Source organism: Sorangium sp. So ce117, assembly GCF_051524395.1.
Classification (GTDB): Bacteria; Myxococcota_A; Polyangia; order Polyangiales; family Polyangiaceae; genus Sorangium; species Sorangium cellulosum_B.
This window is the reverse complement of sequence record NZ_CP150309.1, coordinates 50429-73371: the sequence shown is the minus strand read 5'-3', so window position 1 is coordinate 73371 and position 22943 is coordinate 50429. Positions and strand designations below refer to the sequence as shown.

General features: G+C 71.4%; 23 protein-coding genes, 1 tRNA gene and 1 pseudogene. 8 read left to right on the top strand and 17 right to left on the bottom strand.

The window, feature by feature from the left end:
- Window positions 1–24 precede the first annotated feature (24 nt).
- Together WMF46_RS00320 and WMF46_RS00315 are read right to left on the bottom strand one after the other, a co-directional pair.
- On the bottom strand, window positions 25–2865 hold the full coding sequence (locus WMF46_RS00320; RefSeq protein ID WP_437983750.1) for a PBP1A family penicillin-binding protein: 2841 nt from the start codon (window positions 2863–2865) through the stop codon (window positions 25–27).
- An 81-nt stretch (window positions 2866–2946) separates the two neighbouring features.
- Window positions 2947–4152 carry a serine/threonine-protein kinase gene (locus WMF46_RS00315; RefSeq protein ID WP_437983749.1) on the bottom strand — a complete coding sequence of 402 codons (1206 nt, stop codon included), beginning with the start codon at window positions 4150–4152 and terminating at the stop codon, window positions 2947–2949.
- A gap of 86 nt (window positions 4153–4238) precedes the next feature.
- On the opposite strand from WMF46_RS00315, the gene pgeF reads away from it, so the two are divergent.
- Both pgeF and WMF46_RS00305 read left to right on the top strand, forming a co-directional pair.
- Window positions 4239–5051 carry a peptidoglycan editing factor PgeF gene (pgeF, locus tag WMF46_RS00310; RefSeq protein WP_437983748.1) on the top strand — a complete coding sequence of 271 codons (813 nt, stop codon included), beginning with the start codon at window positions 4239–4241 and terminating at the stop codon, window positions 5049–5051.
- 9 nt (window positions 5052–5060) lie between these two features.
- Window positions 5061–6323: a bifunctional nucleoside/nucleotide kinase/histidine phosphatase family protein gene (locus WMF46_RS00305; protein ID WP_437548452.1), complete on the top strand. Its 1263-nt coding sequence runs from the start codon at window positions 5061–5063 to the stop codon at window positions 6321–6323.
- A gap of 58 nt (window positions 6324–6381) precedes the next feature.
- Here the strand turns inward: WMF46_RS00305 and WMF46_RS00300 are convergent, their stop codons facing one another.
- The 3 genes from WMF46_RS00300 to rpoN form a co-directional block, all read right to left on the bottom strand.
- Window positions 6382–7380, bottom strand: coding sequence for a hypothetical protein (locus WMF46_RS00300; RefSeq protein WP_437714972.1), 999 nt, complete (start codon window positions 7378–7380; stop codon window positions 6382–6384).
- Between the two features lie 40 nt (window positions 7381–7420).
- A complete protein-coding gene (locus WMF46_RS00295) occupies window positions 7421–8395 on the bottom strand; it encodes a hypothetical protein (RefSeq protein ID WP_437983747.1) in 975 nt (324 codons plus the stop codon).
- Window positions 8396–8460: 65 nt separating this feature from the next.
- On the bottom strand, window positions 8461–9981 hold the full coding sequence (rpoN, locus tag WMF46_RS00290; RefSeq protein ID WP_437983746.1) for an RNA polymerase factor sigma-54: 1521 nt from the start codon (window positions 9979–9981) through the stop codon (window positions 8461–8463).
- A gap of 343 nt (window positions 9982–10324) precedes the next feature.
- Between rpoN and WMF46_RS00285 the strand changes: the two genes are divergently transcribed.
- The gene (locus tag WMF46_RS00285) at window positions 10325–11086 is read left to right on the top strand and encodes a Crp/Fnr family transcriptional regulator (RefSeq protein WP_437983745.1); all 762 of its coding nucleotides are present in this window, start codon (window positions 10325–10327) and stop codon (window positions 11084–11086) included.
- On the opposite strand, the gene WMF46_RS00280 is transcribed toward WMF46_RS00285, so the two are convergent.
- Complete coding sequence (locus WMF46_RS00280) at window positions 11040–11747, bottom strand: response regulator (protein ID WP_437983744.1); 708 nt, start codon at window positions 11745–11747, stop codon at window positions 11040–11042. The genes WMF46_RS00285 and WMF46_RS00280 overlap by 47 nt on opposite strands.
- Before the next feature lie 457 nt (window positions 11748–12204).
- On the opposite strand from WMF46_RS00280, the gene WMF46_RS00275 reads away from it, so the two are divergent.
- A tRNA-Leu gene (locus WMF46_RS00275) sits at window positions 12205–12289 on the top strand.
- A gap of 166 nt (window positions 12290–12455) precedes the next feature.
- Here the strand turns inward: WMF46_RS00275 and WMF46_RS00270 are convergent.
- A pseudogene (locus tag WMF46_RS00270) lies at window positions 12456–12938 on the bottom strand (tyrosine-type recombinase/integrase); the annotation flags it as partial.
- Between the two features lie 34 nt (window positions 12939–12972).
- On the opposite strand from WMF46_RS00270, the gene WMF46_RS00265 reads away from it, so the two are divergent.
- On the top strand, window positions 12973–13191 hold the full coding sequence (locus tag WMF46_RS00265) for a hypothetical protein (protein WP_437714967.1): 219 nt from the start codon (window positions 12973–12975) through the stop codon (window positions 13189–13191).
- 457 nt (window positions 13192–13648) lie between these two features.
- On the opposite strand, the gene WMF46_RS00260 is transcribed toward WMF46_RS00265, so the two are convergent.
- From WMF46_RS00260 to WMF46_RS00245, 4 genes are all read right to left on the bottom strand, one after another.
- Entirely contained in the window at window positions 13649–14203 is a 555-nt protein-coding gene (locus WMF46_RS00260) for a hypothetical protein (protein WP_437714966.1), read from the bottom strand.
- Between the two features lie 2 nt (window positions 14204–14205).
- Window positions 14206–14619: a DUF6166 domain-containing protein gene (locus WMF46_RS00255; protein WP_437983743.1), complete on the bottom strand. Its 414-nt coding sequence runs from the start codon at window positions 14617–14619 to the stop codon at window positions 14206–14208.
- Entirely contained in the window at window positions 14616–15410 is a 795-nt protein-coding gene (locus WMF46_RS00250; protein WP_437983742.1) for a hypothetical protein, read from the bottom strand. The genes WMF46_RS00255 and WMF46_RS00250 overlap by 4 nt, the downstream gene beginning before the upstream one ends.
- An 86-nt stretch (window positions 15411–15496) precedes the next feature.
- Window positions 15497–15745: a hypothetical protein gene (locus WMF46_RS00245; protein ID WP_437983741.1), complete on the bottom strand. Its 249-nt coding sequence runs from the start codon at window positions 15743–15745 to the stop codon at window positions 15497–15499.
- Between the two features lie 1114 nt (window positions 15746–16859).
- On the opposite strand from WMF46_RS00245, the gene WMF46_RS00240 reads away from it, so the two are divergent.
- From WMF46_RS00240 to WMF46_RS00230, 3 genes are read left to right on the top strand one after another with little or no spacing between them, the layout of a single operon-like run.
- Window positions 16860–17492: a hypothetical protein gene (locus WMF46_RS00240; protein WP_437983740.1), complete on the top strand. Its 633-nt coding sequence runs from the start codon at window positions 16860–16862 to the stop codon at window positions 17490–17492.
- Window positions 17474–18097 (top strand): RNA polymerase sigma factor, encoded by a 624-nt coding sequence (locus WMF46_RS00235; RefSeq protein WP_437983739.1) that lies wholly within the window; start codon window positions 17474–17476, stop codon window positions 18095–18097. The genes WMF46_RS00240 and WMF46_RS00235 overlap by 19 nt, the downstream gene beginning before the upstream one ends.
- Before the next feature lie 32 nt (window positions 18098–18129).
- Entirely contained in the window at window positions 18130–18330 is a 201-nt protein-coding gene (locus WMF46_RS00230; RefSeq protein ID WP_437714959.1) for a hypothetical protein, read from the top strand.
- Window positions 18331–18352: 22 nt separating this feature from the next.
- Here WMF46_RS00230 and WMF46_RS00225 read toward each other — a convergent pair whose 3' ends face one another.
- The 6 genes from WMF46_RS00225 to WMF46_RS00200 all read right to left on the bottom strand — a co-directional run bounded on the left by WMF46_RS00225 (window position 18353) and on the right by WMF46_RS00200 (window position 22738).
- On the bottom strand, window positions 18353–18799 hold the full coding sequence (locus WMF46_RS00225) for a hypothetical protein (protein ID WP_437983738.1): 447 nt from the start codon (window positions 18797–18799) through the stop codon (window positions 18353–18355).
- Window positions 18796–19359 carry a hypothetical protein gene (locus tag WMF46_RS00220; protein WP_272097407.1) on the bottom strand — a complete coding sequence of 188 codons (564 nt, stop codon included), beginning with the start codon at window positions 19357–19359 and terminating at the stop codon, window positions 18796–18798. The genes WMF46_RS00225 and WMF46_RS00220 overlap by 4 nt, the downstream gene beginning before the upstream one ends.
- 365 nt (window positions 19360–19724) lie before the next feature.
- Window positions 19725–21038 carry a hypothetical protein gene (locus WMF46_RS00215; protein ID WP_437983737.1) on the bottom strand — a complete coding sequence of 438 codons (1314 nt, stop codon included), beginning with the start codon at window positions 21036–21038 and terminating at the stop codon, window positions 19725–19727.
- Between the two features lie 67 nt (window positions 21039–21105).
- Window positions 21106–21942, bottom strand: coding sequence for a hypothetical protein (locus tag WMF46_RS00210; RefSeq protein WP_437983736.1), 837 nt, complete (start codon window positions 21940–21942; stop codon window positions 21106–21108).
- A complete protein-coding gene (locus WMF46_RS00205; RefSeq protein ID WP_437983735.1) occupies window positions 21933–22334 on the bottom strand; it encodes a hypothetical protein in 402 nt (133 codons plus the stop codon). Before WMF46_RS00205 ends, WMF46_RS00210 begins: the two co-directional genes overlap by 10 nt.
- Before the next feature lie 212 nt (window positions 22335–22546).
- Window positions 22547–22738, bottom strand: a complete 192-nt coding sequence (locus tag WMF46_RS00200) for a hypothetical protein (protein WP_437983734.1) — start codon at window positions 22736–22738, stop codon at window positions 22547–22549.
- Between the last annotated feature and the right edge of the window lie 205 nt (window positions 22739–22943).

The window sequence follows — 22943 nt, the reverse complement described above, 5'->3', positions numbered from 1 at the left end:
AGAGCGCTCGTGCGCCCGCGCCCCTCAGAACGGCGGCGGCGCCGTCTCGCCGGTCGGCAGCGGGCCCGGCTCCGGCGCGTGCTCCGACTCGACCGGCGCTGGCGCGGCCCCTGGCTCCACCGGCCGCGGCCCCTCGCCTGCCGCCGGCGGGGTGCCCGGCTGCTCGGCTGGCGCCCCGCCGTCCGCCGGCTCCGCGCCCGCGTCCGCCTCGGGGACCTGCGCCTCCTCGGTCGGCTCCGTCCCGGCGACGAACACCTCCTCGATGGCGTCTTCCTGCCCCTCGCGCGCGAGGAGACCCGTCAGCGGATCGATCTTCACGCGCACGACCCCGCTCGGCACCGGGAAATCGACGGCCGGGCGCTTCGCGTGCGCCTGCTTCATGAAATCCACGAACGCCGGCAGCGCCGCCATGGCGCCCGTCTCGCCGTTGCCGAGCGGCGCCGCGTCGTCGTAACCGGTCCACACGGCGCACGCGATGTCGGTCGAGTAGCCCACGAACCAGGTGTCCTTCGACTGGTTCGTCGTCCCCGTCTTGCCGGCGATCGGGCGCCCCAGCGAGCGCGCCTGCCTGGCGGTCCCGCTCTGCACGACCGACGTCAGCACGCTCGTGAGCACATAGGCCTCCGCCTCCTCCATCACGCGGTGCCCCGGACGGCGTGGCGGCAGCGGGATCTCCACCCCGCCGGGCCCGACGATCTTCGTGATCAGGACCGGCTGCTCGTGGACGCCTCCCGCGGCGATGCTCGCGTACGCGGCGGCCATCTCTCGCGGCGTGACCTCGTAGGCGCCGAGGGCGAGCGACAGGTCTGCGCCGAGCTTCGACTGGACGCCGAGCGCGCCGGCGAAGGCGACCACGTTCGAGGCGCCGACGCGCGACAGCGCCGACACCGCGGCCACGTTCACGCTGTGCGCCGCCGCCTCCCGGAGCCGCGCCGGCGACTTCCCCTCGCTCTCGTCGTAGTTCTGCGGCTTGTACCCGGCGATGGCCAGCGGATCGGTGTCGAGGATCGTCGCCGGCGTCAGCGTGCGCGCGTGGATGCCGTAGCCGTAGACGAACGCCTTGAACGTCGACCCTGGCTGCCGCCGCGCGAACGTCGCCCGGTCGAGCCCGCCGCGCATCGCCTCGTAGCTGCCGACGAGGGCGACGATCTCGCGCGTCCGCACGTCGATCGCGACGAGCGCCCCCTCGGGTCCGAGCTCGAGCCGCAGCGGCACCGGGGCCGCGGGCTTCCCCGGTTTGCCAGCGGGCGCGGCGCGCCCTGCCTCTCCGGCGGCGTCCTCGTCCTCTTCCTGGCCTGCGGCGGCCGCTTCGACGACCGGCTCCGGCGCGGGGCCGATCAGGCTGACGCGCACCACCTTGTCGACGTCGGCGAACTTGCTCGGCGGGAGCCCGCTCGGGTTGTACCGCTGCGCGCCGCGGAGCGTGACCGTGCCTTCCAGCGTGCCCACGCGCACCGAGAGCGTCCCTCGGGCGTCGTCGGCGCCCGTCACGACCCCCCGGAAGACCTTGTGGCCGGCGGGCGTCCCGTCGAAGGCCGGCGGCTCTTTCTTGCTCCGCGCGAGCGGGCCGAGCAGCTTGTGCCGCTTCGCGTAGGCGTCGAGGTTCTTGCGGACGGACGCGCGCGCCGCCGCCTGCATCGCCGGATCGATCGTGGTCGTGATCGTGTAGCCGCCCTGCTGCGCGGCGGGCCCGACGAGCTCACGCAACAGGCGCTGCGCCTCGGCGACCACCTCGGGCGCGAGCTCGGCGAGCGATTCGGTCTCGATGGCGAGCACGACCGGCTCCTGCTTCGCCTGCGCCACCTGGATCTCGTCCGCGAAGGCCTTGCGCTGCATCTGATCGAGCACGAAGTCCCGCCGCGCCGCGGCGCGCTCGAGGTTCACCCGCGGCGAGTACACAGACGGCCCCTTCACGATGGCGACGAGCAGCGCGGCCTCGGCGAGCGTCACGTCGCGCACGCTCTTCCCGAAGTAGTAGCGGCTCGCCTCCTCGACCCCGTAGCGGCCGTGGCCGAAGTAGATCTTGTTGAGGTAGAGCTCCAGGATCTCGTCCTTGGTGAGCTCCTGCTCGATCTTGCGGGCGAGGATGATCTCGCGCGCCTTGCGGTTGAAGGTCCGATCCGGCGTGAGCAGGACGTTCTTCACGACCTGCTGCGTGATGGTGCTCGCGCCCTGCCGGGCCCGGGTCGAGCGGAGGTTCACCGCGAGCGCGCGGAGCATGCCGAGGTAGTTCAGCCCTGCGTGCTCGTAGAAGCCTGCGTCCTCGGCCGCGAGCGCGGCCAGCTTCACCTGGCTCGGGATCTCGCCGATGCGCACCACGGTGCGCCGCTCGGTGAAGACCTCGCCGAGGCGCGTCCCGTCGCGCGCGAGGATGCGCGTCACCTGCGGGGGCCGGTAGTCCTTGAGCTCGTGGGTCGAGGGGAGATCCGCCTCGTAGTGCCGGATGACGAGCGCGATCGTGGCGGCGGCGAGGACGAGCAGCGCCGCGAGCGCGATCCCGATGCGCTTCGCCCACGTCGCGATCCTGGGGCCTCTGTCCTGCGGGGGCGCTCCTTCCGGCTGGCTGGGCAAGCGCTGCGCGCCCTCGATGTGCGGCGCGCTCGCCGGCCGCGTTGCCCCGCTGATCCGCTCCGGCGGCTCGCTCCCTCGCCCCGGCGGCCCCGACCGCCGCGCCGGCGGCTCCGACGCCTGACGCAGCGGATCCGACGCCTGACGCAACGGGTCCGATGCCTGACGCAGCGGCTCCGACGCCCGATCCGGCGCATCGGTCTTCCTGACCGGATCGTTCTCGTTTCCCCCTGGATTCCGTGATTGCTCCGAGGCCATGACGCCGTCCCCGTGAACGCTGGCGCAGGCGATGCGCATCCAGAGCGCCCGGCGCGCCGGCGCGGCGACGCTAGCACGCCCGCGAAGGCCCGCCTCGATCCGGGGCGCGCTCGCGGAGGATCAGCCCTGGAACAGACGCATGGCCACGATGGTGATCAGGATGCCTGCGATCAGGCAGCCCGCCGCGATGCCGACGAGGAGCAGCGGCTTCGCCTCCGCCTTGGCCGGCGCCTTGCTGGGCGGCTTGGCGAGGGGCGCCGGCGCGGGCGCTGGCTTTGCGGACGGCGCCGGCGGCTGCTGGACCATCTTCACCGTCTTCGCGGGCGACTTGAACGCGGACGGCGCGGACGACTTGTTCGCCTGGAGCGCGGCGGCGTGCTGTTTCGACGCTTGCTCGAGCACCGCGTTCGCCTTCTTCGGCATCATCGCCGTGTAGCCCTTGCCCGCGCCGCCCGCGAACGGCTTGAGCGCGTCCGCGAACTCCGCGGCCGACTCGAACCGATCCTCCGGCCGCTTCTCGAGCGCCTTGGCGAGCACCACGCTGAGCCCCGGCGGAAACTGCTTCCCGGGGACGCGGTCATCGAGCGGGATCGGGTTCCTCGTTACGTGGTGCTGGATGTACTCCATGGGCGTGCGCGCCTCGAACGGCAGCTTGCCCGTGAGCACCTCGTACAAGATCGTCGCGAGCGAGTAGATGTCGCTCCGCGCGTCGAGCACCTTGCCCTGCGCTTGCTCGGGCGACATGAACTCCGGCGTCCCGAAGACCATGCCCTCCTGCGTGAGCATCACCGACCCCGGCCTGAGCTCGCGCTCCGTCACCTTCGCGAGGCCGAAGTCGAGCACCTTCGGGTAGTCCTTCAGCCCGCCGTTGGTCGACAGGAAGATGTTCTCGGGCTTGAGATCGCGGTGCACGATCCCCTGGATGTGCGCCTCCTGCAGCGCGCCGCAGACCTGGATGAGGACCGGGATCGCGCGCTCGACGGGCAGCGGCCCTTCCTTGCGGACCACCTGGTTCAGGTTCTTGCCCTCCAGGTACTCCATCACGATGTACAGCGAGCCGTCCTCGAGCTCGCCGTAGAGCAGCACCTTGACCGTGTTCGGGTGCGTGAGGTGGCTCATCGCCCGCGCCTCGCGGCGGAAGCGGGACACGAGATCCTTCCGGTTCGCGAGCTTGGGGTGGAGGATCTTCACCGCCACCATCCGGTTCATCGCCGGCTGCGCGGCCTTGTAGACCGACCCCATGCCGCCGGAGCCGATCTTCTGAAGGATCTGGAACTGCCCTCCGAGCAGATCTCGACCGATATTCGGGTCCGGACCGGCAGCCATGCGTGGAGCCGGAAAATACCACGCAACCCACCCGTATCGTCTATGACCGAAGCAGCCGACGCAGCGGATCCCGCCGTGGAGCCAAAATGACCGTAAAAATCGACGCCCCCGGGGCCGCCGAGGCGCTCGAGAGCCCGCTCCTCGCCGCCGCCGGCTTCTCGCACGCCTTCTTCACGCGGCGCGGCGGCGTCAGCGCCCCCCCGTGGGACACCCTGAGCTTCGCCATCGCCCTCGGCGACGACCCCGCCGCCGTCCGGGAGAACCTGGAGCGCGCCGGGCGGCGCCTCGGCATCCCGGCCGCGCGGCTCTATTTCCTCAGCCAGGTCCACGGCGTCGAGGCGCGGGTCCTCACCGGTGAGGAGGATCGCGACGACGTCGTCCGCGAGGTGGGGGACGTGACCCTCTCGCGTGTACCCGGCGTCGGCTGCAGTGTCCGCAGCGCCGACTGCGCCCCGATCCTCCTCGCCGATCGCCGGACCGGCGCCGTCGCCGCGGTCCACAGCGGCTGGCGTGGGACCGTCCGTCGGGTCGTGGTCGAGGCGGCCCGCGCGCTCCGCTCGCTCGCCGGCACCGGCGCGGATCTCGTCGCGGCCATCGGCCCGCACATCGAGGCCTGCTGCTTCGAGGTCGGCGACGACGTCGCCGCCGATCTCGCCGCGTCCTCCAGCGCGGGCGCCGCCGCCGTCGTCCGCGGGGCGCCCGGCGCGCGCCCGCACGTCGACGTCCGCCGCATCCTCAAGGCCCAGCTCACCGAGGTCGGCCTGGACGCGACCTCGGTCGAGGACGTCCCTGGCTGCACCGCGTGTGACCCCGCCCGCTTCTTCTCGTACCGGCGCGACGGACAGCGCAGCGGCCGCCTGCTCTCCGTCATCGTCGCCGGCCGTACCGTCATCGGCTAGAACGCTCCCATGGTCTCGCTCGCGCGTGACTCCTCGCCGATCGTGCTCGCCATGGTGGGCCTGCCCGCCCGTGGCAAGACGTCCATCGCCCGCAAGATCGCGCGGTACCTGTCGTGGCTCGGCCACCCCACGCGGCTCTTCAACGTGGGCAACTACCGCCGCGCGCACCTCGGCACCGCGCAGCCGCACCAGTTCTTCGACCCCAACAACACCGAGGGACGCCAGGCGCTCCTCGGCATGGCGATGACCGCCCTCGACGACCTCATCGGCTGGCTCAGCTCCGGCGGCGAGGTGGCGATCTACGACGCCACGAACAGCACGCGCGCTCGCCGGAACCTCGTCACCGAGCGCTGCCAGGCGCACGGCTTCCCGGTCGTCTTCATCGAGTCGATCTGCAACGAAGAGTCGATCATCGAGACCAACGTCCGCGAGACGAAGCTCCGCTCGCCGGACTACCAGGGCGTCGACCCGGAGGCGGCGCTGCGCGACTTCCGCGCGCGCATCGCGCACTACGCCCGCGCGTACGAGCCGCTCGGTGAGCCGGAGCGGAGCTACATCAAGATCATCGACGTCGGCCGCCAGGTCGTGCTGAACCGCATCCACGGCTACCTGCCGGCGCGCCTCGTCCCGCTCTTGATGAACATGCACCTCACGCCGCACCCGATCTGGCTGACGCGCCACGGGGAGAGCGTGTTCAACGAGAAGGGGCTGCTCGGCGGCGACTCGGATCTCAGCGCGCGCGGCGACGAGTACGCGAAGAACCTCTCCGCGTTCATCCGCGAGCGCGCCGGCGACGAGCACGTCAACGTCTGGACGAGCACGCTGCGCCGCACCATCCAGACCGCGCGCCCGATGACGCAGAACCACGTCGCCTGGCGCGCCCTCGACGAGATCGACGCGGGCGTCTGCGAGGGCATGACGTACGAGGAGATCCGCCAGCAGATGCCCGAGGTCTTCCACGCGCGCGCGGCCGACAAGTTCCGCTACCGCTACCCGCGCGGCGAGTCGTACGAGGACGTCATCCAGCGCCTCGACCCGCTGATCATCCAGCTCGAGCGCCAGCGCTCGCCCGTGCTCGTGATCGGCCACCAGGCGGTGCTGCGCGCGCTCTACGCCTACCTCGTGGATCGCCCCGCGCCCTCGTGCCCCACGCTGCCGATCCCGCTGCACACCGTCATCGAGCTGACCCCGACGGCGTACGCCTGCGAGGAGCGCCGCTTCCAGCTCGCGCCCGCCGTCCAGGGCGGCGACTCGAGCACCGCGCACCCCTGAGCCAGGCAGCGCGGCCGCGCTGGAGGTGCGCGCTGCGCTGCGGCGGGGCCGCGCCGGCTCAGCGATCCCGGCTGATCAGCTTGCGGAGGAGCTCCAGCGGGTGGAACGGCAGCATCGCGGCCATGTCGCTGTCGGTGCCGGCCCGCTCGAGCACCGCCCGCACCGCTGGCGCCACGATCCCCATCGGGTCGATCCGCTCCACGAGCGCGCGGAGCGCGCTGAGCGCCGCGCGCCCCGCGTCGATCCCGAGCGGGATGGCGAGGGCCGCCGGCACCGGCGCGAGGATCACGTCGCGCACCGCCACCGCCCTGGCCCAGGCGCCCGGGCTCGGGTCGACCTCGAGCTGCCGGATGGTCTCCGCCTCCGCGAAGCAGCCGAGCGACAGCTCCCCTGCCCGCTCCTCGATGGCGCGCGAGAGGTGCCTGTAGTCGCGCCGCCAGTCGCCCGCGAGCAGCCCCATGTCCTCCCGCACCTCGTCCGGCCCGAGGATCAGGTTGATCCCGCGGGCGTCGCGGCGGAGCGCGACGCTCGTCCAGAGCTCCCCGCCCTCGAACAGGCCGATCACCACCGTCTTGCCGACCCCTGCGAGCGACTCCAGCGTGCCGCGCACGACGCCCGCCGAGGGCATCGGCACGCCGCGCAGCCTCGCCGGCCAGAGATCGATCCTCCCCGCGAGGAGCTCCTCGCGCGCGAGCTGCAGCAGCAGGAGCGACTGGCCGATGAGATCGTCACCGCGCCGCACCCGCGCCCCGAACCGCTCCACGATGGCCTCGAGGACACCCGCCTCGAGCACGGCGGCCCAGCTCGCGTGGTGGCTCGCGGCGAGCTCCTCCGCGGAGAGCGGGAGGGCGCGCTGCGCGTCGTCGATCCGGAGCCGGCCCGCGTCCGTGTGCACGAGCTTTCTCAGCTTGCCGCCCGCGTGGACCGCGACGACGCCGCCGCGCGGCCGGCCGACCTCGCGCTCGTCGATGCCCGCGCGCCTGGGCCGGAACAACGACAGCACGCGAACCCAGTCGGTCGCGGTGAACCCCTCGAAGCGGACGTCGGGCGAGAGCACGGGGCGAGCCTACCGCCGGCGCGCTCCGTGCGCGAGCCGGCTACGCCCCCCACCAGAGCATCTCGTGCACCTGGCTCTCGCCGCGGACGGGCACGATCACCCGGATCTTCTGGCCCTCGATCTGGACCACGTGGGCGGGGAAGCTGTCCGCCGGGTAGTAAAGCGACTTCACGAAGCCGTTCGCGTCGAGCCAGAGCAGGTGCACCCCGTCCGCGGTCGCCCCGTGCATGAGGAGCATCCGCCCGCCGCCGAGCAGCGCGAACTCCATGCTCTTGAAGCCCAGCTCCTCGAAGCGCTCCGGGGACGGGAAATCGTCGCCCACGGACCTGAGCTCCGGCAGGTGCGCGCGGAGGTGCTTGTAGAGCGTGTCGTAACGGACCTTCGCGAGCTTCGGGATCCGCCGGTCGCCCGCGGCGAGGATCGGCAGCCGCTCCGCGTCGAACGTCGGCACCTCCACGTGGGTGCGGTAGCGATCCACGAGCCTGCCGCGGCCGATCTCCTCGTCGCTGAGCGCCTTGAGCCACCACTGGAAGATCGCGAGATCGCCCGTCCCTGCGCTCGACTCGAGCCGGACCAGCGACTCCCACAGGGGCCTCCGGACCTGCCATTTTCCGCCGTGATTCTTGACGACGCACGCCCCCACGTAGAGCGCCCCGTGCGTCACGAGGGTGACGAGCATGGGAGGCTCTCCGCCCCCGCTCGCCGCCGACGCGCCGCTCGATCCGCCTGCCGGCGCGAGCCAGGCGTCGCGTCGCTCGCGCGTGAGCGCCGCGCCCAGCCGGTGGACCGACGCATCGGAGAAGTCGAGCCCGAGGTCGGGCGCGCCGAACGCCGCGGGCGCGAGGCGGGCGAACACCTCCGCTGCGTGGTCGATCTGGGCCAGGATCGACGGGTTTCCAGCCGGGTTCGCGTCCGTGGAGCGCGCGCCTGCCAGGTCGGCGAGCGCGTCGGGCGGGTAGTGGGGCGCGAAGAAGCGCTCGAAGATCTGGGCGGCCGTGATCGGTTCGGCGGGCATGGCTCGGGGCCGTGATGAGGATCGGCGTGGCAGAGGGGCGGGCGACCGAGGCCGGCCGCCGCGGCTCAGAACATCTTCTTGCGCTTCGACGAGCTCAGGATGCCGAGCATCTCGCGGTACTTGGCCACGGTGCGGCGGGCGATCTTGATGCCGTCCGTCTCCTCGAGGATCTTGACGATCGCCTGGTCGCTGTAGGGATTCGACTTGTCCTCGGCCACGATGATCTTCTTGATCGCCTGCTTGACGCTCTCCGAGGCGATGTCTTCGTCGGCGACCCTGTGGATGGATGAGTTGAAGAAGTACTTCAGCTCGAAGAGCCCCTGGGGCGTGTGCACGTACTTGTTCGACGTCACGCGGGAGATGGTCGACTCGTGCATGCCCACCGACTCGGCGACGTCCCTGAGGATCATGGGCTTCAGGTAGCCCACGCCGCGCTCCAGGAACTCGCGCTGCTTCTCGACGATGCACTCGGTCACCTTGATGATCGTGCGCCGCCGCTGCTCGATGGCCCGGATCAGCCACTGCGCGCTCCGGAGCTTCTCGCTGATGAACTCCTTCGCCTTCGGGTCCCTGAGCATCCGCTGGGCGAGGTTCTCGTTGATGTAGAGCCGCTGGAGCCCCTTGTCGTTGTCGGTGACGACGAACTGGGTGCCGTCCTTGATGACGTACACGTCCGGGGTGATGGCGATGGTCTTCTCGTCGACCTCGGCGAAGTTGCGCGCCGGCACGCTCTCCAGCTTCTGGATCTCCTGGACCGCGTCGTAGACCTCCTCCAGCGGGATCTTCAGCGCCTTCGCGATCGCGGGGAAGTTGCGCCGCTCCACGTTGTGGAGGTGGTCCTTGATAATGGCCATCTCGATGGCGTCGAAGCCGAGCACCTCGGCCTGCACCCGCAGGCACTCCGACAGGTCGCGGGCCGCGACCCCGACCGGATCGAAGCGCTGGATCATCGACAGCACCTCCTCGGCGTCCTCGGGGTGGAGCTCCGCCTCCCGCGCCAGGTCCACGAGGCTGATGTCGGGCCCCTTCGTGCCGTCCGGACGTTCGCCCCCCTTGAGGTCGAGGTACCCCTTCTCGTCGAGGTTGCCGATGACGAGCAGCGCGAACTGCCGCTCGTTCTCGACGAAATCGCTCATCTGGAGCTGCCAGAGCAGGTGGTCACGCAGGTTCGACGGCTTGGTCAGGTTCTGGTCGATCGGCGGCAGCTCCTCGAAGCCGCCCCGGTGCGCGGGCATAGCCTGCTGGAGCTGCCTGTTTTCCAGGAACTGCTCCCAGTCCACTTCCTTGACCCGCTTCTCCGTCTCGCGCGCCGCGATGTCGGTGTCTCGGTCGAACCGCTCGCCGTTCTCGAGCCGCTGCTCCGTCGGCAGGTCCGCGTTCCTCCCCCGCTGATCCCCCTTGTCGCCGTCCCGCGCCTTCGGGTCGGTCATGTCGTCCGCGAGGACAGGGTTGCCGTCCAGCTCCTTCCTGATCTCGTCGACCAGCTCGAGCCGTGAGAGCTGCAGCAGCCGGATGGCCTGCACCAGCTGCGGGGTCATCACAAGCTGCTGCGACAGCTTGAACTGGAGCTTCATCTCCATGCCCATGAGGAGCTCCTTCTCTCAGTTCGCCGCCAGCGCCACCCGCCGAACGGGGGCCGGGGCATTGCGCGAGGTTCGTGCCATCGAGTGTCTCATTGGTGGCCTCACCCCCAACGTAGCATCGAACGGGGCAGCGGCCCGGGTCTTGCTTTCACGTCTGCACCAAAAAATAGCGCGGGGCTTGCATCCTACACCGCTGAACATGGTTTCAGCCTTCGCTGCGGTAGATTTTTCGCCCCGCGCGGAGCTCTGCCCGCAGCCAGTTCGGATTGGCCCCCATCTGCCGATCGTTGCACTATCGGCCGCCGATCGGGAGGCTTGAAATCCCGAAAGGTTGGGCGAAGGCGCGATGGGAAAGCCGAAGGTGCGCGGACCTACGCACGGGCACGGGATGGAGGTGGAGGGCGTGCGCGGCGGGGCTTCGCAGGATGCCGAGAAGGAGCGGATCCTGTCTCGCTCGCCCCTCGCCTCGCTGGCCTCACCGAGCCGGCGGGTTCTGTTCGAGCTCGGCAGGGTCGAGCGGCTCGCGCGCAGGCAGTGCCTTTGCCAGCAGGGCGCGCCGCCGAGGCACTTGTTCCTGATCGGGGCGGGTCGCGTGAAGGTCGAGCGCGTCGCCGACGGTCGGGTGGTTCCGCTCGGGCACCGCGGGCCTGGCGACCTCGTCGGCGAGGGCGCGCTCGCGGGCGCGACGGTCTCCTCCGAGAGCGCGACGGTGCTCGACGAGGGGGACGCCCTCGTGGTGCCGCTCGCCGGTCTCGAGCGGCAGCTCGCCTCCGACGCAGCGCTCCGCGGCGCGCTCGCGGCGGCGCTCGTGGCGCGCAAGCTCGAGACCGAGGCGCGCCTCGGCTCCCTGCTCCTCTGCACGGTCGAAGCGCGCCTGATCGAGTTCCTCCGCGCCGCTGCGCGGCGATGGGGGCAGCCCCACACCGCCGGCCAGCTGGTGTCGGCCCCGTTCACGCACGCGGACATCGCGCTGCTGATCGGGTCCACCCGCGAGACGGTCACCCTGCTGCTCGGCAAGCTGAAGCGCGCCGGCCTGATCGCGTTCGACCGGCGGCGGATCGTCATCCGGGATGGCGAGCACCTCGAGGTGCTCGCCGCGACGGCCTGAGCGTCCGCCCGGAGGTGCCGCTGCGCGGCCTGCGCTGGAGCCTGTATACCGCGGCGCCGTTCGCCTCGATGAAGGTGCGCCGCTCGGCGCGGTGGCCTTCCACGCCTTCCATACCCGTCGCAGCGCCAGGCGCGCTCGGGAGGCTCCCCTCCAGGTCGGCGCGTTCGCCCTGGACCAGGCGGAGGCGAGGAAAGACCCCGGACTGCGTGGAGGGCCGGGGGCTGAGGTCGACGAAGATCGTGCTGAGCAGCCGACCGAAGGCGTACGGCTTGAGCAGGACCTCGCTGACGTCGTCCGTGCCGTCGCACGAGACCGGCTCGTCGGCACAGAAGATGACCCGCCGGGGCATCGTGCCCTCGCGCCGCAGGCGGCCCAGGATCTCCCGGGCGCCTTTCGTTCCAGGGGCGAGATCGATCAGCGCGACGTCGTAGACGCGCTCGCGGGAGAGGGAGATCGCTTCCTCCAAGGTCGCGGCCGGGCTGACGAGCGCGCCGCGGTTGCAGAGGAGGAGCGCCGTGGCCCTCCGGAGGACATGGTCCTGATCGAGGAGGAGAACGTTCGGTTGGTACGTCATCGGGTATCCCTGCGGCTTGCAGTCGAATTGCGCCGCATCGACGAGGACGGCGATGAGCGCGCCCCCTCCGTCGTTCAGCGGCAGCATCCGCGTCCGCGGACGGTCCCCCCTTCGCAACGCACGTGCCGAAGGCGAGGCGCCGCCGTCGCCTGGGCCTCGTTTCCCCTGTTCTCGGCGGCAACGCGCTCGTTCGAGCGTCGCTGCCGGTGAGGCTGCCCCGCCGACCCCGGGGCCGCCGCTGTGCCCATTTCGCGCTCCCTCCGCAGCGCCTCTCCGCCCCGACGAAGAGCGCCCCCCCACCCTGTCGGCTTACCCACCGCGTCGCTGGCCGTCGGTGGGCGGTTCGTGCGCACGGGCCAGCCCAGGTTTGCGGCCCCGCCAAGGCGGCGCGGTCCGCCGATCCGCCGGTTGCTCCAGGCTCGACGTACCGCGGGCCACATGTCCGGGCCGCTCGCGCTGCCCCTCCCTGACGCGTTCGGCGCAACGCGCCAAACTGATTTTCCCGCTTGATGAGGCTGGCGTAGGGTGCCAAAAGCGTCCGCGCGCACGAGTGGCGGAATTGGTATACGCACCGGTTTTAGGTTCCGGCGCCGGGAGGCTTGGGGGTTCGAGTCCCCCCTCGTGCACCACACGGTGATTGCCGCTGTTTCGCGCTGGACCGCTCGAGGCGCTCTCCCCCTCTCCGCCCTTTCCCGCGCCCTTTCCGCCGCCGCTGGGTGAGAGCTCCGGGATGGCCGTGTCGAGGGGCGCGAGCTGCCCCAAGCCGAGCTCCGAGAAGGTGCGCGCCGCCCTCCGGTAGCGGTTGATCATGATCGAGCTGCGGTGTCCGGTCCGGTCAGCGATCCACGTCTCCGAGCGGCCGTTGGCCAGGTTCACGGTGATGAAGCAGGCCCGCGCATCGTGGATCCGGATGGGCTGGCGCGCGTCGCTCCGCTCGAACAGCTCCGCGCGGTCGACGCCCGCGGCGCGCAGGTGACCCCGGAAGCGCTCCGCGCCGCGGTCCACGTTGATGGCCTTGCCCACCGTGTCGATGAACACGAGCGCGTCGGCCGGCGGGTTGCCCCGGAGCGCGCGCCACGCCTTCAGCGCCCTCACGACGTCAGGCCCGAGACCCCAGGCGCGGGGCTCATCCGTCTTGTTCACGTCCAGCCGGATCGCGCCGCGCTCGAGGTCGAGATCGCCGAACGTCAGCCCGGCGGCCTCACTCGCCCGGAGGCCTTCGCGGTTCAGGAACCCGTACAGCACGCGGAAGCACAGCGGGACCGCCCGGCAGCCCATGAGACGCCCGTCCTCGTCCGGGTACAGGTAGGCCATGGCCTTCGCCGCGCCGAGCTTCGGGAGGAAGCCCTTCGGGATCGGGCTCGCGGTGATGAGCCGCGCCGGGAAGACGGCGAGCGACATCACGCGCCCGATCAGCTGCGCGACGTGCCGCCGCGTGTTCGCCGCCCTGGCGCTCGGCAGCGAGCGCATGACGCGCTCCGCGTCGTCCAGCTGGAACGACCCGACCGGAACGGCGCCGGCGATCGGGTAGACGTGCGCCTCGAGGCGGTAGACGTCGTCCGAGACGCTGCGCTTGCGCTTCACGTGGTCGGGGTAGCGCTTCGCCAGCTCCCCCGAGGTCCAGAGCGTGGCGAAGGCCTGGAACGACATCGAGGGTGACAGGGAGAGCCCTGCCGGGCCCACCGCGGGGAGATCCCCCGGGTGAGCTCGGCAGACCATCTCGACGGCCTCGACGACCGCTGTCAGCGCCTTCCCGTCGCGCTGCGCGGCGCGCTCGAGAAGCCCCCGCGCGACGTCCTGGGCGACGTGCGGCGCGGCCCGCAGCTTCGCCGCGAGAGCGGCGAGGACGTCCTTGCGGGCGATCGCCTGCTGCTCCGTGGTGCAGGTCGGGAGGGCGATGTTAGGGCGCAGCTTCTCCCCGAGCTTCACCCGCGCGTACCAGCGCCCCGCGCTGAAGTAGACGTTGCCCGTCGCGCGTCGCGGCATGGCTACCGCTCTCCTTCCGTGGTCCAGCGCTGGATGAGTCCCCGCGGGCGCCACGCCTCGGCAGCCCACGCGGCGAAGGCCGAGCGGTGCGCCCGATCCCAGACCCGCAGCGCGTCGCTCGGTTCGTCGGTCGCCGGATCGGTCGATGTGCTCCAGCGCAGCCGCGTCGCCTCGAGCAGCGAGAAGCCCGCCACCACGCGCCGCACATCCTCGTCAGCGCCGTGCGCGTAGTGCTCCGGGTAGAGCGAGAGCACGAATGCGGCCGACTGATACGCGCGCTCCGCTGCGAGAAGCGAAGCCTCGAGCCGCCCCCGGTGCAGGACCGCGAACCGCTCCGGATGCCTCGCCAGCAGCGACCGGCCCTCCGCCTCGTGCGGCTCCTTCGCGCTCCGGAGCCTCTCGTCCGCCCACCGCGCGAGCTTCAGCGGGCGGAACGGTCGAACGCCAGGCGCGTCCGCCAGCGAGGGGAAGGACTCGGCCAGCTCCGACAGGCCTTCCGCCTCGTCCGGCCAGCATTCGTACCCGCTCTTGAACTTCCTCGCGAAGATCGCCCGCATGGTCACCTCCACCCTGCGGCGCGCGCGTGCGCCCGCACCTCGCTCCTCGTCAGCGACCACCCGCCGTCGCCTGGCAGCAGCGCCGTCACGAGCACGCAGAAGCCCCACCCGAACCGCCGAGCCGCCTCCGGTCCGATCGCGTCGGCCAGGAGGGCGCTCGCCAGCTCGAGCGGCCCCGTCCCGAAGTAGCCCCACCCGAGGGACACGGGGGTGCCGTCCACGTCGCGCGCGGTCAGCAGCCCGGCGCGCGCTCCGCTGGACCGGATGACCATCACGCCGTGCTCGGCCTGCACGCCGAAGTATGTGATCGCGTCGAGGCGCAGCGCCCGCGCCGTGCGCGGCTCCGAGGGCGGTTTGCTCGACGTGAGCCTCGACGTCGTGCGCTGGCGCAGCTGGGCGGCACACGCGCGGCTCACGAGCGGTCTCCATCGTTGCCCGCACCACCGGCGCGCACTCGTCGCTCGAACGCCCCCACGATGCGCTGGTACAGCGCTCGCACAACTTCGGCGCGCTGGCTCAGCGTGTACAGCCCCATCTCGACCTCCGGGGTCATGTCGCCTTCTGGATCTCGCACGGCCGACAGGATGAGCATCGCGTCTCGTTGGATGCCCTGGAGGATGGCGTGCACGGGGTCCCACTCGCCCGGGAAGAGGTGCGGGATCAGGTCAACGAGCTCCGCGTCCCATACGTCCTGAGTCGGCTTGCACTTGAAGCCGATCGCGCGCAGGTGCTCCTCTGCTGGCTCCGGGCGCCGAGCAGACCCGCCGGGCGGCGAAGAGGGAGCGGACGCCGGGGGCGCGCTGCCATCACCACGGCCCGCGCCGTCCACCTGCCCCGAGGCCTCGCTGCTCGCCGCGCGCACGGCCTCCGAGAACGCGAGCACCGCGCGCTGGTACGCGAGCAGGCGCGGCTCGTCCGCGCGATCCAGCATGAAGATCAGGGTCCGGAGGACGAGCTGCGCCAGCGTCGCCGGCCCGTTCACGTCCTCGCGAGCGCCGAACCGTTCCGCGAGCTCGAGCGCCCCGCGCAGCACCTTGTTGATGGTGCTCCGCACGCTCGGCCGATCGGCGGATGCGGTGCGCGCCGCCTTGCCGGGCGAGGCCGGGCGCGGCTTGCCGGCGGGGCGCTTCGATGCCTGCCGGCGGCTCGGGGTGATCTTCTTCGTCGTCTTCTTGGCGCCGCGCGTGGCGCGATGTACGGAAGCCATGGGTCGTCTCCTGGTTGCACAGGGGTTCGATCAAGGGCCGTTCGGGAGGGTCCAAGCTCCCGGGCGGCCCGCTCTACTTCTGGGGCCTACTTCTTCTTCATCGGCGTCCGCGCCGCGCTCTTCCCCCCCTTCGGTGTCGCGGGCGCGTCGGTCGACGGCTCGGCCGGTTGGATCCCGAGCTCTCGCTCGAGCACCTCCACACCTCGCTCGATCGCGGCGCGCAGTGCGTCTGACCGCTGCACGATCTCTCCAGGGCGGCGCTGTGCCAGGGTTGCGGCGATGCGGTCGAGCCGCTCGACCGTGGCAGGCAGGATCCGCCCGGATACGGTGGTCAACGGAGCTTGCGCCATCGTCCGAAACAATCGCATGCGTTCGTAACTGACGCAAGCGCGTTCGGCCAGGGCGGGTCGATTCTGGAGCCGACGGACGGCGCTGTGTACGCCGCTGTGCGTCTACCGCGGAGCGTCCGGAGCGCCGTGTCAGCGCTGGCCACGGCGCGGGCGGCGAGGAGGCGCGTCGGGCTGCGCGCCGGCGAGCTCCAGACCGGGCCGCCCCCGCGGTGGAGGTTTGCTGTACGGTGCGGCGAACCTCGGAATCACTCGGGTTTTTGAGTTGATCTGTTGAACATATCAACCGAACCACGGTGTTCATCACCGCGGTTGCCCGGCCCGCGGTCGCGTCGACCGAGCCGGCGGCCCGCTCGAGGCCGAGATCCAGCGCGACGAGGGGCGAGGGCCCGCGGCTCTAGGCAGTTATCAAGTTCATCTTGATGACTGGTCGCCGCTGCGCGCGGGCGAGGCGAGCGCCGCGCCGAGCTGCGCCGTGTTCAACACCATGCAGGTGGAGCGGGCGGCCGGCGCGCCATGGTGGCGCGTTGGGACAGGTTCGCCGGCTTGATGTCGCGGCGCACGCGGCCGGCTCCTCGGCGCTGTCGAGGCCGAGCTCGCCGTGGGACGCGGCTCGCCGCCGAGGCGACCCGGGCACCGCTTACGGATGCCCCCGATCTCCTCTCACGAAATCGACACCCACCGGCCGGAAGCCCTGGTAGCCTGCCGCGCGCTGGTCGGTCGGGCCGGCGGTCGCGGCGAAGGTCGGCGCTCGGGCGCGATCTCCCGCTTGACATGGCGGGGCCACCTCGCGCGCGTGCGCGCGTGCCACAGGTCGACCCGCCGGGCCAAGAAAGCGGACGACGTCAGCGGCCGGGCGCTGGTAGCCTGCCGGCCATGCCGATCACCCCTCCCGACCCCGGATTCGTAGGCAGGCTGCTCCAGCTCTTCGCCCTCTTCGGCCTGGGGGCCGCCCTTTCTTGGCCCTCCTGGAGGCGACGCGTACCGTCGGCGCCGTGCCTGCCGCCTCGCCCGCCGGAGCCCTGACAGCGCGGCGCGCGGAGCCCTCGCGCGCGCCTGACCGCGAACGAGCCCGCCCTCACCCCCGAGCCCAGGCTGCGCCGTGATCCCGGCGCTGTGGAGCCTCTCCGTCCTCGTGACGGTGCTCGCCTGGATCGTCGCGCGGCATCGCCCCGAGCACCGGCCGATCGCGTGGCTGCTGGCCTACGGCCTCGTGACGGACGCCGTGCGAGAGCTCATCGGCGCGCAGGTGCTCCGGCCCGCTCGCGCCGAGCTCGCCGGCGCGCCGTTCACCGGCTGGGTTCGGGTCGCCTTCCACTTCGAGTCAGCCCTCTTCCTCGGCTGGATGGCTGGCGTCGCGGCGCTCGCGGTGTTCATCTTCGGCCGGCGGCGCCCCTGGGGTGTGCTCGCGGTCTACGTCGTCGCGGTCGCGGTCCTCGCCGCCGGATACCCCACCTTCCGCGGGGCCCTGCTCGCGAAGGCCTACACCGCGTGCGAGCTCGCCGCGCTCTGCGTGTCGGTCGGGTGCCTCCTTCGATGGTACTTCGGACGCGAGCCCGCGCAGTCTCACCACTTCATCAGCGGCCTCATCGTCGTTGCTGAGCTGACGATGCTCGCCGGCCCGTTTCGGGTGGGCATCTTCGGAGCGTGGGATCTCGCGCGCTCGATCCTCTTCGCGCTTTACCTCGCCCTCACTCCAACACAGGGAGTCCTCGCATGGCGCCGGACTTCGTAGCGCTCACGCTCTGGCACTTCGTCTTCTTCGCGATCGCGGTCGTCTACCGCAAGCAACGCGAACTCGCTGCGAAGCGGCTCACCGCGAAGGAGCTCCTCGGGCAGGTGAGACTCGTGCACGCCGCCATCGCGAGCGGCCTTCGCGGTACCCAGGCGACACGCGAGGACGTCAAAGACCTCTCGCAAGACGTGTTTCTCGCTGCATGGGAGGCCAGCGAGGCGGGGCGCTACCGCCCGGATCCGAGCATGGAGCCCGCGCGGGCGTTGGCTGTCTGGATGCGGACGCTGGCCTATCACCGCGTGCGTCATCACAGGGCGTCGGCCCGCGTGCGACGCGAGGAGCCCTGTGCGGAGCCGCCGCGCGCGGCGCACGAGGCACCGACTCCCGATCAAGCCCTCGAGCGCGAGGAGATGCGCCGGGCCTTCCTCGAAGCCCTGCACCAGCTGCCCGAGCACGAGAACGCGGTGATCGTGGCGCACGACGTCTTCGAGATGTCGATGGAGGAGGCTGCCGAGCAGCAGGACGCGCCTGTGAGCACAGCGTACCGGTGGCGCGCGCGCGGCATCGCTGCGCTGACCCGGGCGCTCCGCCCGCGGCGAGGGTGAGGAGCGGCGCTGCATCGTGGTAGCCTCGCCGCATGATCCTTCCGCCCCAAGACGCGGACGTCATCGACCCGCCGAACCCCAACGTCACCGCGAGCATCGAGCCGCCGGATCCCGGCGTCGCCTGCATCGTCGATCCGCCGTACCCCGGCATCGCCATCATCGAGCCGCCGCATCCGCACGTGCATGCGCTCGGGCTCGCGCTGGCGGTCGCCGTCGTGGCCCTGCGTCGATGAGCGCTGAGGGCTCGCCCGGCGTTCAGTTCAGGTCGGCGAGACGAGCGCCGGGGGGGAGGGTGAGCGCGGCGAGCTGTGCCTCGAGGGTCTCGCGGATTCGGACCGCGCTATGCAGGACGATGCGGACGGCGTCCTGATCCTCCTGGCCACCGTCCACGCGGCGGCGAGCCGATGCCTCGAGGCGTCCGATCTCGACGAGCTGCGCCTCGAGCCCACCGCGCACTCGCTCCACCTCCGCAGCGGCGAGGGCGGCGCGAGCCTCGTGCTCCCAGCGCTTGGCCGCTGCTGCCTTCGCTGCGGCGAGGTCCCGAGCATCTCGTGCAGCGGGTACGTCGGCCCCACGCGCAGCGCCGAGCGACGCTTCCGCGGCGGCCAGCCTCGTGCAGGCCTCGAGCAGCGCGCGCTCCGCGGTCTCCAGCGTGAGCCGAGCGCGCAACACGTCCGCTTCGTGCGCTTCAATGGTGTTCATCGACCGAACACCTTTCCAATTATCGTCACGACGCTGTCGGTCGGATTCGTTATCTGCCCTTCGAGATACACCATGCTCTGATCGAACTCGTCCTGGGCCTTCGGCTCGTTCAGCTGCGCCGTGCTGCCCTCGGGCTTCGAAAGGGTCGGCTTCGGCGAGCGGTACTGCTTGAACTTGATGTCCTGCGCCCAGAGGCCGGGCTCGATCTGGTCGAGTTGCAGGACGTCCTCGACGACCACGGACTTGATGCCGAGCGGCTCGTGATACGGGTGGTAGTAGTCGAGCGCCTTGGGGCGCGCGCCGAGCTGCGGGCGCGCGAGGAGCCGCGAGAACGTGTCCCACTGCGCGAAGTGCTGCGGCTCCCAGAAGAGCAGCCGCACTTGGAACGTCGCGAGCCCGTCGCCCGTGAACACGAGAAAGGCGCCCGACAGCCCGTAGCCCTTCCGCTCGTCCCAGTTCCGCGGCGAGCCGGCGCCGCTCACCTGCGCCTGCCCTGGCGAGCGCTGGCCCGCCAAGACGATCACGTCATAGAGGTCTGCCTGTTCGATCGGGTTGGGCATGGTGCTCCTGTGCTTACGTCGCGAAGGCGCTGCGCGCGTCGATGGCTGCCATATGCTTCAGCTCGGGCGAGAGCCCGTCTCCTCGAGTCGAGTGAGCTCAGCGCGGGCCTCATCGAGGCTCGCCGTCGTCTCGCGGTGGCGTCGGCTGGCGACGTGGAGCTGATTGCGGCCGTCGATCACGGCACAAGAAGTTCTCTCCGAGGTCATGTCGCCTGATCGCTTCGCCGGGTCGCTGTGCGCCTCCTCAGCCCACCCAAGCCGGACCTCGCGATCCTTCACCTCAGCGGCCGCTTCGCGCTCGTCCTGCTCGGCCTTCGCCACAGCCGCGCGCGCGGCGGCGAGCTGCGCCGTGTAATCCGTTCCCATCACGCGGCCGGGGGCTCGCCGTCGTTCGCGGAGAAGAGCGACCGGAACGCGCTCGAGGCGCTCTCGCGCAGGGAGGGTTGCGGCTCCGGCGCTTCCCTCCTGCGCGTGAAGAACGGGTGCCTGGCGTCCTCGGCGTAACGCGGCTTGAGCACCTGCCTGTCCCCTTCATATCTCACGACGAAACCGCCAGGCGGCGGCGGGATGTAGGTTTCCTCGAAGTGCCTCTGGGCCTCTGCCTCTTGGCGCTGGCGGATGGCCTGGTCCGCCGCGCGCACTTCATCTGTCGTGGGGCTGTTCAGGATCACGGAGACCCGACTCATCGCGTCCGACACATCGCCATCGCGCCGAGCCTCTTTCGGCTGTTCCAGCTGGAAGCGGTACGCGCGATCGGTGCGACTGAAAGACGTGCTGATGCCGGCCAGAGACCCGATGTCCTGATAGTGGCCGTTCCAGTCTCTTACCGCCTCGGGCAGCGCGAGGAACTGCGCGTGCCGCACGTGGCAGACCTTGTGGAAGTCATCGATCGGCTTGATGTCGGCCCCGAGCTCCTGCGCCCGCGCCGCGGCGGCCCGGGCGTCATCCACCGCGGCGTCGATGTCGGCGAGGCTCCTCCGGATGAGCGCCTCCCCGGCGATGACGAGCTCGACGCTCGGGCTGAACCGCACCTTGGCGGCGGCGAGGGATGCCCGCTCGGCCTGGGCCTGGCGCAGCTCGCCGGCGCGCCGCTCGCCGCGGGCGCGGAGCTCCTCGGCGCGCTCCGGCGCGATGGCCATCACCTTGGCCTCGAGCTCGGCCAGCTCCACCGCGCTGGCGTCGAGGGCGGCGCCGGCGGCCTCGTTCTCGGCCTGGGCCCGGCGCTGGCGCTCCTCGGCTCGACGGATGACCTCGAGGAGCTCCCGCGCGGGGTGCGCGGCGAGGCGGGCGGCGCTGGCGCTCCGCTCGGCCTCGATGGCGGCCACGTGGCGCCGCTCGGCCTCTTCGAGCTCCGCCTCGAGGCGGGCGCGCGCGGCCTCGTGCTCGGCCTGGGCGAGGGCTTCGCGGGCCTGCTGCTCGCGACGACCGGCGCGGTCGGCCTGCAGCTTGGCCAGGTCGCGGGCGTTCCTCGCGGCGAGAACGGCGTCGCCGTTCGCGTCGCTCGGGTCCTCATCGAACGCCGCTTCGACCTTCGCGACGTGCGCCTCCCGCTCGGCCAGGCGCGCGCTCGTCTCCGCGGTGTCGCGCTCCGCGGCGGCCAGCACCGCGCGGGCGCCGTCCACCTGCGCGGCCGCATCGCTCGGGCGCGCCTCTCCCAAGCTCAGAAGGGCCCCAAACATCGATCGAATGCTCATCGTCCCCTGTCTTCCTCGAGGCGCTCTCGCCCCGTCTCGATCACGTTGTCGCCTATCGGCGCCCCATCGCGGCCATCGCGCGGATCTCGCCGGGCGCCGGCGCGTGGAAGACCCGCACGCCGCGGATCGGGTCAACGTCGCCATAGCCGACCTTGCCGTCCGATGCGGGACGGATGCCGAGGAGGCGGTCGATCTTCTCCGCGTCCTCCCGCGGGATGCTCCCGCTCTGGTGCCCTCCGGCGTTGATGAAGCTCTGCACCACGCTGAGCGGCTCTTTGAGAGCCCACGAACGGAGCTCGCCAGGGAACATCTGCGGATAGCCATCCACGAGCAGGCGCACGGCTGACCGCCCGGCGCCGTTGGTCGTCTTGTTCTTCATCGTGTCTCCAGGGTGCTTCTGCACATCGCCCGCCGACCTCCGGAGGGCTTGAGGGTTGAACGGGACCGGCGTGCAGCTGATCGCCATGAGCTCGGCGCGCGTGTACTCGATGACCTGCCGGCCCTCGTGCTCGACGCTCCTGCGCTCGAGCGGGTTGAAGCGCACCGCGAACCCGCGGAGCACGCCGCGCCGGTACTTCTCCCAGACCTGCTGGTCGAACTCGGTCGCGTCGTCGAAGACGGCGTCGAAGAGAAGCGACTTCCCCTCGACGCGCACGTTCTCGCAGAGGCCGATCGGAAGCGCCCCGTCGTCGTTCCCCCAGAGCAGCACCGGGTTGGCGATGAAACGGGTCAAGTCCCAGTTGGCGCGCAGGATCGTGCCGTGGGCGTCGAGCGCCTCGGTCGATGCGACCGCCGAGATCCGCCGCTCCGCCTCGTTGACCGACCGCACCTGAGCCGCGCGGAACAGCGGACCTTCCCCGCTGCGGGGCCTCCCTGCGGTCATCGACATGACGGCGACGCCTCCCGCCTCAGCGCGCGCTCGCGCGCCTGCGTCGGCGTCATGCTCGACATCTTCCTGGCGCCGCGCTCGGGGGGACCGAAGCCAGCTCGCGTCGGCGACGGCGCCGGCGGCTCCACGCCGAGCACGCCGGAGCCGAGGGCGCGGTCGACCTCGAGATCGGCGGCGCTCGCGCGCACGCCCGACGACGTGAGAGCTCGGGCCGCGGCACGGGCGCGCGCCTGCGTCGGCGTCATCGCGCAGAGCTTCCGGGCGCCGCGCTCCGGCGGGCCGAACCCGTCGAAGGTCGGCGGGGCCGACGACAAGCCGAGCGCGCGGTCGACCTCAGCGTCCGCCTCGAGCTGCGTCGACGTGCCCTCGGTCAAGGGCTTCCACAACCTCATCGACCTCATCGGTCGCCTCGTGCGGCCCGCTTGGCGGGCGCGCGCTTCGCGACGGCGCCGGAGCTCGGGGGCTTCCGCGGGCCGCTCGGCCGTTCGGTCGTCTGGCGCGGGGTGGTCCGCGCCGCGGCGCGATCGGTATCTCGCTTGCCCTTCTGCTGCGTGGCCACGCTGACTGCTTTGGCCCTCTTCGTCGACATGCTCTCTCGCTCCTCTCACGCCGCGGCGGGCGAGCCGGCCTCCGCCTGACTCCGCCGCTCGCGCTCCATCACGTCGAGGCCCTTCTCCATCGCCTCGCGGGCGACATCGGAGAACGAACGGATCTTGTCGCCGCCGATCCGATGGCGGCTCACACGCCGCTCGAGCTCGGGGCCCATGAACACCGAAACCGGCCTCTTGCTGCTCATAGATTCGGAGTCTGTAAGGCTCGCAGTCTGCAATCAAGCGATGTTCCTGATATGATGCGAAAAGACGTTCACAAGGTCGGCTATCACGACTCATCACAACCCATCGCAGCGCGGCGCCCCGTCAGGGTCGCGGCGAGCGGCGCGCGATGCTTCGCACACGAACCATTCACACGTGAAGCATCACGAGGCGCGGCTCGACGGCGGC

Coding starts and splice junctions, on each gene's coding strand:
- WMF46_RS00320 (WP_437983750.1), bottom strand. CDS start 2,865: ATGCGCATCGCCTGCGCCAGCGTTCACGGGGACGGCGTCATGGCCTCG.
- WMF46_RS00315 (WP_437983749.1), bottom strand. CDS start 4,152: ATGGCTGCCGGTCCGGACCCGAATATCGGTCGAGATCTGCTCGGAGGG.
- pgeF (WP_437983748.1), top strand. CDS start 4,239: ATGACCGTAAAAATCGACGCCCCCGGGGCCGCCGAGGCGCTCGAGAGC.
- WMF46_RS00305 (WP_437548452.1), top strand. CDS start 5,061: ATGGTCTCGCTCGCGCGTGACTCCTCGCCGATCGTGCTCGCCATGGTG.
- WMF46_RS00295 (WP_437983747.1), bottom strand. CDS start 8,395: ATGCCCGCCGAACCGATCACGGCCGCCCAGATCTTCGAGCGCTTCTTC.
- rpoN (WP_437983746.1), bottom strand. CDS start 9,981: ATGGGCATGGAGATGAAGCTCCAGTTCAAGCTGTCGCAGCAGCTTGTG.
- WMF46_RS00285 (WP_437983745.1), top strand. CDS start 10,325: ATGGGAAAGCCGAAGGTGCGCGGACCTACGCACGGGCACGGGATGGAG.
- WMF46_RS00280 (WP_437983744.1), bottom strand. CDS start 11,747: ATGCTGCCGCTGAACGACGGAGGGGGCGCGCTCATCGCCGTCCTCGTC.
- WMF46_RS00265 (WP_437714967.1), top strand. CDS start 12,973: ATGGCCTTCGCCGCGCCGAGCTTCGGGAGGAAGCCCTTCGGGATCGGG.
- WMF46_RS00260 (WP_437714966.1), bottom strand. CDS start 14,203: ATGCGGGCGATCTTCGCGAGGAAGTTCAAGAGCGGGTACGAATGCTGG.
- WMF46_RS00250 (WP_437983742.1), bottom strand. CDS start 15,410: ATGGCTTCCGTACATCGCGCCACGCGCGGCGCCAAGAAGACGACGAAG.
- WMF46_RS00235 (WP_437983739.1), top strand. CDS start 17,474: ATGGCGCCGGACTTCGTAGCGCTCACGCTCTGGCACTTCGTCTTCTTC.
- WMF46_RS00230 (WP_437714959.1), top strand. CDS start 18,130: ATGATCCTTCCGCCCCAAGACGCGGACGTCATCGACCCGCCGAACCCC.
- WMF46_RS00225 (WP_437983738.1), bottom strand. CDS start 18,799: ATGAACACCATTGAAGCGCACGAAGCGGACGTGTTGCGCGCTCGGCTC.
- WMF46_RS00220 (WP_272097407.1), bottom strand. CDS start 19,359: ATGCCCAACCCGATCGAACAGGCAGACCTCTATGACGTGATCGTCTTG.
- WMF46_RS00215 (WP_437983737.1), bottom strand. CDS start 21,038: ATGTTTGGGGCCCTTCTGAGCTTGGGAGAGGCGCGCCCGAGCGATGCG.
- WMF46_RS00210 (WP_437983736.1), bottom strand. CDS start 21,942: ATGTCGATGACCGCAGGGAGGCCCCGCAGCGGGGAAGGTCCGCTGTTC.
- WMF46_RS00205 (WP_437983735.1), bottom strand. CDS start 22,334: ATGAGGTTGTGGAAGCCCTTGACCGAGGGCACGTCGACGCAGCTCGAG.
- WMF46_RS00200 (WP_437983734.1), bottom strand. CDS start 22,738: ATGAGCAGCAAGAGGCCGGTTTCGGTGTTCATGGGCCCCGAGCTCGAG.